Origin of the sequence: Exiguobacterium sp. SH0S1 (assembly GCF_004337165.1) — a bacterium.
Classification (GTDB): domain Bacteria; phylum Bacillota; class Bacilli; order Exiguobacteriales; family Exiguobacteriaceae; genus Exiguobacterium; species Exiguobacterium aurantiacum_A.
Genome location: NZ_SJVC01000009.1, coordinates 46312 through 53652 on the forward strand (window position 1 = coordinate 46312; position 7341 = coordinate 53652).

6 protein-coding genes and 1 rRNA gene are annotated in these 7341 nt (G+C 50.8%); all 7 read right to left on the reverse strand.

Going from position 1 to position 7341, the window contains the following annotated elements:
- Nucleotides 1-34: 34 nt before the first annotated feature.
- A complete protein-coding gene (locus EVJ20_RS14400; RefSeq protein ID WP_070329260.1) occupies nucleotides 35-1099 on the reverse strand; it encodes a PIN/TRAM domain-containing protein in 1065 nt (354 codons plus the stop codon).
- A gap of 114 nt (nucleotides 1100-1213) precedes the next feature.
- Nucleotides 1214-2590, reverse strand: coding sequence for a DNA repair protein RadA (gene radA, locus EVJ20_RS14405; protein WP_070329261.1), 1377 nt, complete (start codon nucleotides 2588-2590; stop codon nucleotides 1214-1216).
- Nucleotides 2591-2644: 54 nt separating this feature from the next.
- Complete coding sequence (clpC, locus tag EVJ20_RS14410) at nucleotides 2645-5080, reverse strand: ATP-dependent protease ATP-binding subunit ClpC (protein ID WP_070329262.1); 2436 nt, start codon at nucleotides 5078-5080, stop codon at nucleotides 2645-2647.
- Between the two features lie 24 nt (nucleotides 5081-5104).
- Nucleotides 5105-6148, reverse strand: coding sequence for a protein arginine kinase (locus tag EVJ20_RS14415; protein WP_131508716.1), 1044 nt, complete (start codon nucleotides 6146-6148; stop codon nucleotides 5105-5107).
- Complete coding sequence (locus EVJ20_RS14420) at nucleotides 6148-6582, reverse strand: UvrB/UvrC motif-containing protein (protein WP_071398673.1); 435 nt, start codon at nucleotides 6580-6582, stop codon at nucleotides 6148-6150. Before EVJ20_RS14420 ends, EVJ20_RS14415 begins: the two co-directional genes overlap by 1 nt.
- 14 nt (nucleotides 6583-6596) lie before the next feature.
- Nucleotides 6597-7064, reverse strand: a complete 468-nt coding sequence (locus EVJ20_RS14425; RefSeq protein WP_070329265.1) for a CtsR family transcriptional regulator — start codon at nucleotides 7062-7064, stop codon at nucleotides 6597-6599.
- Nucleotides 7065-7206: 142 nt separating this feature from the next.
- Nucleotides 7207-7322, reverse strand: a 5S ribosomal RNA gene (rrf, locus tag EVJ20_RS14430).
- Nucleotides 7323-7341: the final 19 nt, after the last annotated feature.

A 7341-nucleotide genomic window follows, 5' to 3' on the forward strand; every position in this document is an offset into this window, starting at 1 on the left:
AAAAGAGAGCGCTGATGCGTCTCTTTTTCCATACTTATTCAGGGCGAGCAAAAATCATTCGGCCCGCGGATGTTTGGAGTACGCTCGTCACGACGACAGGGAGCGTCTTCGAGATGAGCTTGCGTCCGCCTTCGACGACGACCATCGTCCCGTCTTCGAGGTAAGCGACCCCTTGGTTCTGTTCTTTCCCTTCTTTGATGACCGTCACGACCATCTCTTCTCCCGGAATGACGATCTGTTTGACCGAGTTGGCCAAATCATTAATGTTGAGCACCGGTACGTTTCGGACTTCACACACTTTATTCAAGTTGTAATCGTTCGTCACGACGATGCCTTTTTTTAACTCGGCGAGCTTGATCAATTTAATATCGACTTCGGCCACGTCTTCAAAGTCACCATCGTAAATCTCGACCTCGATTCGATCGTTGTTTTGGAGCTCTTTTAAAATATCCAGACCGCGTCGGCCTCGATTCCGTTTAAGCGTATCCGACGAGTCGGCGATGTACTGCAACTCTCCGATGACGAACTGAGGAACGATGAGTGTCCCTTCGATGAATCCGGTCTTCGAAATATCGGCGATCCGACCATCGATGATTACGCTTGTATCTAATATTTTATCGTTAGAGCGGCGTAATGGTTCCGCTTCCGGCTTGTCCCGTTCACTTTTCACGAACAACTTGATCCATTCGTTCCGCTTCCGGTAACCAACGGCAAATCCAAAGTAACCGAACAGGGCAGTCACAAAAATCGGTACAATCTTACTGAGTAAGAAGATGCCTGTGACCTCAAGCGATACACTGATCAAAAAGGCAATCAATAAACCGATGATCAATCCGATCGAGCCGAATAAAATATCGCCGACCGGTAAACGGACGAGCCGTTCTTCGACAAAACGGATAAATTTGACGATCACATCGGTCAAAAATAAACTGAGAATGAAGAAGATAAGTCCACCAATCAAACTAGCAACGTAAGGAATCGTCAACCATGCCGGCACGCTGACACCGAGGTCATCAAGAAGCACCATCGCTTCGATCATGCCAAACCATCCGACGACGAGTCCAATCAAAATAAATCCGAGTCGCACTGCAATCTTCACTCATTCCACCTCCTTCTATTGAATTAAAATTTCAAAAAAATAACACTTATATTGTAACACGGTTCTTTTAAATCCGTTCGTTACAAAGCGTTAAAAACTGCCGGAAGCGCCCCGTCAGAACGGGATGGCAAGTTGGAGCGCTTCATCGACAGTACTGACACCGACCACGTCGATACCAGGAGGGGCGGTCCAGCCCCCTAGGTTATTCTTCGGAATGATCGCACGCGTGAAACCGAGCTTGGCCGCTTCCGCGACACGTTGCTCAATCCGTGACACACGGCGCACTTCTCCGGTCAATCCGACCTCGCCGATGCAGACATCGGTCGGACGAGTCGGACGGTCCCGGAAACTCGAGGCGATGGAAATACAAATCGCCAAATCGATTGCCGGTTCATCGAGCTTGACCCCGCCCGCCGCCTTCAAATAAGCATCTTGCGTTTGAAGCAAGAGACCCGAACGTTTCTCCAGCACGGCCATAAGAAGAGCGACCCGATTTTGGTCGATTCCCGTTGCCATCCGGCGCGGGTTCCCGAACGACGTCGGGGAAATGAGTGCTTGCAGCTCAACGAGTACCGTCCGTGTCCCTTCCATCGACGCGACGACCGTCGAGCCTGAGACGCCCGCCGTCCTTTCTTCGAGGAAAATCTCTGACGGGTTGAGCACTTCCTCAAGACCGCCTTCTTTCATCTCGAATATTCCAATCTCGTTCGTCGAACCGAACCGGTTTTTGACGGCCCGTAAAATCCGGAACGTGTGGTGACGTTCTCCTTCAAAATACAGAACAGCATCCACCATATGCTCGAGCAGACGCGGTCCGGCAATCGACCCTTGCTTCGTCACGTGGCCGACGATAAAGACGGCGACCCCTCGTGTCTTGGCAATTTTCATCAGCGCAGCCGTACATTCCCGCACTTGGGCGACGCTGCCTGGCGCCGATTGGATTTCATCCATGTATACCGTCTGAATCGAGTCGATAATGACGAACCCAGGTTCCTCTTCATCGATGACCCGTTCGATCATGAGCATGTCCGTCTCGGCGAGAACGTATAAATCCTGCGTCGGCAATCCGAGTCGTTCCGCGCGCAACTTTGTCTGCTTCAACGATTCTTCCCCGGAAATATATAGCACTTTCCGACCGCTATGGGCGAGATGTGCACTCACTTGCAGGAGAATTGTCGACTTCCCGATCCCCGGGTCCCCACCGACGAGGACGAGCGAGCCCGGGACAATTCCGCCCCCGAGCACCCGGTCGAACTCTTGACTGTTCGTATGCACACGTGTTTCTTCTTGGGAAACGACGTCTGAGAGACGCTCTGGCTTCAGTTGTCGCGACGAGCTATGGACGAACGCAGCTCCCCGTTTCGCTTTCTTTTCTTCAACAAATTCTTCGACGAGCGTGTTCCACTCGTTACATCCCGGACAACGGCCCATCCATTTTGCGGATTCATATCCACAAGACTGACATACGTACTTCGTTTTAATTTTTGCCATGTTATTCCCTTCTGTCTAAAAAAGCCCCCTCACAAGAGAGAGGGAGCTCCGTATTTACTGGACGACACCTTCGTTGCGGACGATGAATTCACCGTCTTGAACATCGAGAGCCACTTTACTGCCTTTCGTGATCTCCCCGCTGAGCATCGATTCTGAGAGTCGGTCTTCCACCTCGCGCTGGAGCGCACGGCGGAGCGGACGAGCCCCATACTCAGGGTCATAACCGACGACGGCAATCTTCTCAAGCGCCGATTCCGTCAAAGTGAAATCGATGCCTTGCTCGCCAAGTCGGTCTGTGAGCGTCTTCGCCATAAGTTTGACGATTTCTTGGATATGCTCTTTTTGAAGCGAATGGAAGACGGTGATCTCGTCGATCCGGTTCAAGAATTCAGGCCGGAACGCTTTCTTCAATTCTTCCATGACTTTATCTTTCATTTCCGTATATTCACGTTTCACGTCATCTTCGACGGTGAAGCCGACATATTTGTTCCGTTTAAGTGCGGCCGCACCGACGTTTGACGTCATGATGATGACCGTGTTGCGGAAGTCGACCGTACGACCTTTCGAGTCGGTCAGACGCCCGTCATCGAGCACTTGGAGCAAGATGTTGAACACTTCAGGGTGAGCTTTCTCAATCTCATCAAGCAAGATAACCGAGTATGGCTTACGACGGACTTTCTCCGTCAACTGACCGCCTTCTTCGTATCCGACATACCCTGGAGGTGATCCGACGAGACGGCTCGTCGCGTGTTTTTCCATATACTCTGACATGTCGATTCGGATGATCGCATCCTCGTCACCGAAGAGCGCCTCAGCGACAGCACGCGCTAGTTCCGTTTTCCCGACACCGGTCGGTCCGAGGAAAACGAATGAACCGATCGGACGTTTCGGATCTTTCAGTCCGGCCCGGGCCCGACGGATTGCCCGTGAGATTGATTTGACGGCTTCATCTTGACCGATGACCCGACCGTGTAAGATCGACTCGAGCTTGAGGAGACGGTCTGTCTCCTCTTCGGCAATTTTTGTCACCGGCACACCCGTCCAGCTTGCGACGACTTGAGCGATGTCTTCTTTCGTCACTTCAAGCTTTTCATTGCCTTGCTTGTTCTGCCATTCTGATTTGAGATGCTCGAGTTCATCGCGGAGCTTCTGTTCTGTATCACGAAGCGAAGCCGCTTTTTCAAACTCTTGGCTCTGGACGGCCGCATCTTTTTCTTTACGGATCGATTCGAGACGTGCTTCAAGCTCTTTTAAGTTCGGCGGCGCCGTGAATGAACGGAGGCGAACTTTCGAAGCCGCTTCGTCGACGAGGTCGATCGCTTTATCTGGAAGGAACCGGTCCGAAATATAGCGGTCAGATAAGACAACCGCTTCATGAATCGCCTCATCCGTAATTGTGACACGATGGTGAGCCTCATAGCGGTCACGCAAACCGAACAAGATCTGTTCAGCCTGGTCCGTCGTCGGCTCATTCACTTGAATCGGTTGGAAGCGGCGTTCGAGTGCGGCATCCTTCTCAATGTACTTCCGGTACTCGTCAAGCGTTGTTGCACCGATACATTGGAGCTCCCCTCGCGCGAGCGACGGTTTCAAGATGTTCGAGGCATCGATCGCCCCTTCGGCTCCACCCGCCCCAATCAACGTGTGTAACTCGTCGATGAAGAGAATGACGTTGCCGGCCTGGCGAATCTCGTCCATGACTTTTTTCAATCGGTCTTCAAACTCACCGCGGTATTTCGTTCCCGCGACGAGCGTACCCATGTCAAGCACCATGACGCGTTTGTTGCGAAGCGTCTCCGGCACTTCATTGTTGATGATCTGTTGCGCGAGTCCTTCGACAACTGCCGTCTTACCGACACCTGGCTCTCCAATCAAGACCGGGTTGTTCTTCGTCCGGCGAGACAACACTTCGATGACCCGTTGGATTTCACCGGCACGGCCGATAACAGGGTCGAGACGTGACTCACGCGCTTGTTGCGTCAAGTCACGGGCCAAGCCATCAAGTGTCGGTGTCGCAGCGCTCGTGCCTGGTTGTGATGCGTTTGACGACGATTCCGTGTTCCCGAGAAGTTGAAGCACTTGTTGCCGTGCTTTCGTCAAGCTGATACCGAGGTTGTTCAAGACGCGGGCAGCGACGCCTTCGCCTTCACGAATCAATCCGAGTAAAATATGCTCTGTCCCGACGTAAGAATGACCGAGTTTACGGGCTTCATCCATCGAGAGCTCGATTACTTTTTTCGCACGCGGCGTGTAGTGGATTGTCGACCCGTTCTCAGAACCACGGCCAATCAACGCCTCGACTTCTTGTTGAATCTTCTCAGAAGTTAGACCGAGGGCGAACAACGCTTTGGCAGCAATCCCTTCACCTTCACGGACAAGTCCGAGCAAGATATGTTCCGTACCAATATTATGATGGCCAAGTCGTACCGCTTCCTCTTGTGCTAAAGCTAATACGCGCTGAGCTCGTTCTGTAAATCGACCAAACATCATTGACAAAACCTCCTTAAAGTTGGATCAAACTAAACCATGATCTAACGTTCGACGTACGAGAGTCGCTCGTTCGCGATCTCGTTCTTTCGTAGATAATGTTTTCCCGAAATGTTTTTGTAGGAAACCTGATTGTAGGCGGACAATCAAATCATGAAACTGCGGTGGACTCCAGTCGGACAAAATACCGAGGTCACTCGCTAAATGTAAATCGGATAACCGTTCAATCGCCTCTGTCGACGACAATAATTTGGAATACCGTAAAATCCCGTAAGAACGATAAAACTGATCTTCCAACTCATCTTGGTTACTGGCTAGGAGCTGTTCTCGGGCTTGACGTTCCGCGTGGACGACTTGTTCTGTGATTTCCATAAAATCAGATAACAGCTGCGATTCATCGCTGCCAAGCGTCCGTTGATTCGATAACTGGAACAAACGCCCGGCTGCGTCACTGCCTTCTCCGTAACGTCCTCGAATTGTGTATCCGAGTTTTCGAAGTTCTACTAATATAGGAGTTATTCGTCCCGTTAACGTCAGACCCGGCAGGTGCAGCATGACCGATGCGCGAAGTCCAGTACCGATATTGCTCGGACACGTCGTCAAATAGCCAAGCTCTTCGTCGAAAGCGTATGGGAGCGACTCGCCACAGAGCGCGTCGACTCGTTTCGCCAGTTCGAACGCTTCTTGGACTTGATAGCCAGGAAGCAACGTTTGGATTCGCAAATGATCTTCTTCGTTAATCAACACGCTAATCGTCTCGTCTTCACTCAGGAAAACAGCACTCTCATCTTTTTCCGCAATCGTCGGGCTGATCAAATGCTTTTCGACGAGAGCTTGCCGCGTCACTTGATCATAGGCGCGCATATGCAGATATTCAAAGCCTTGTAAGCCGCCCAAGGCCGTCTCGATGCGTTCGCATAGCTGTCGCTGTCCTTCTTGAGACAATGTAGGAGAAAAGACGGTGTCTTTTAAATTGCGTGCCAAACGAATTCGTGTCGAGATGACAAGATCATCAAGCTTGGCCCGTTCTTTCATTTTTGGACCGAGTGGATGTTTGAGGAATGTCTCCATCACGCCTCACCTTGCCCTTTCAGTTGCGTCATTTCTTTTTTGATGCGTGCCGCTCGTTCATAATCTTCTTGTTCGACGGCCCGTTCTAACTCCCCTGCTAACTTTACAAGACGTTCGCCGATTCGCTCATCCGGTGTGCGTAACGCGTCAGGTACCGAACCGACATGATGGTCATGCCCTTGCTGGTACTGACGTGTCATTTTAATCAACTCTTCACGGAAAACTGTGTAACATGAAGCGCAGCCCGCTTTTCTTAGGTGCGTCACCTCGCTCTGTGTCATCTGGCAAGTTGGACACCGCTTCACGACAGGAACGTAACCAGCCATCACTTCGGCTGTACAGTTCCGACATAGTTTTCGTTCGACTGGGACCCCGTTTTCCAACATAACGACTTCATTGACGGCAGGACGCCGTTTACACCGTTCGCATAACATGTCTTAAGCCTCCGTCAGTGATAACTAAGTAACTTCATCAAGGCGAGTAGCTGCTGTCTTCGAATCAGATAGCGGTCGTCGGCGTTCAAGCCGAGCGTTTCGTCGGACAACAAGTGGTACAGTAAACGGACATCCCGCTCGCTCAACATACCTTCTTCAAATAAACGGATCAAAATGTTTTCAACAAGTTGTTCCGTCAGGCGAGGATGGTCTTGTAAAATGTCCATTAAACTCGTCAGCAAGTCTTGTTTCTCATGAAGAATGACGCGACGAATTCGAATATAACCGCCCCCGCCTCGCTTACTTTCTACAAGGTAACCTTTTTCGACCGTAAAACGTGTATTGATGACATAGTTGATTTGAGACGGAACACATTCAAAACGTTTCGCGATATCTTGTCGTTTGATTTCAATCGCTTCTGCCTGACTTTCCTTCAGCACTTGCTTCAAATACTGTTCGATTACATCAGATATGTTTCTCATCTCCACCACCCTCTGACCATCTTTGACTTTTGTTTTTATTCTATCATTGATTTAAAAAAAGGCAAACGAAAAGCGACGACGCAAATGCGTCGTCGCTCAAAAGAAAAGACGACCAAGCATGTGCTTGGTCGTCCTTCATATGGCCTGGCAACGTCCTATCCTCACAGGGGGAGACCCCCAACTACTTTCGGCGCTGAAGCGCTTAACTTCCGTGTTCGGCATGGGAACGGGTGTGGCCGCTTCGCTATCGCCACCAGACAAGGGAATTGTTCCCTGA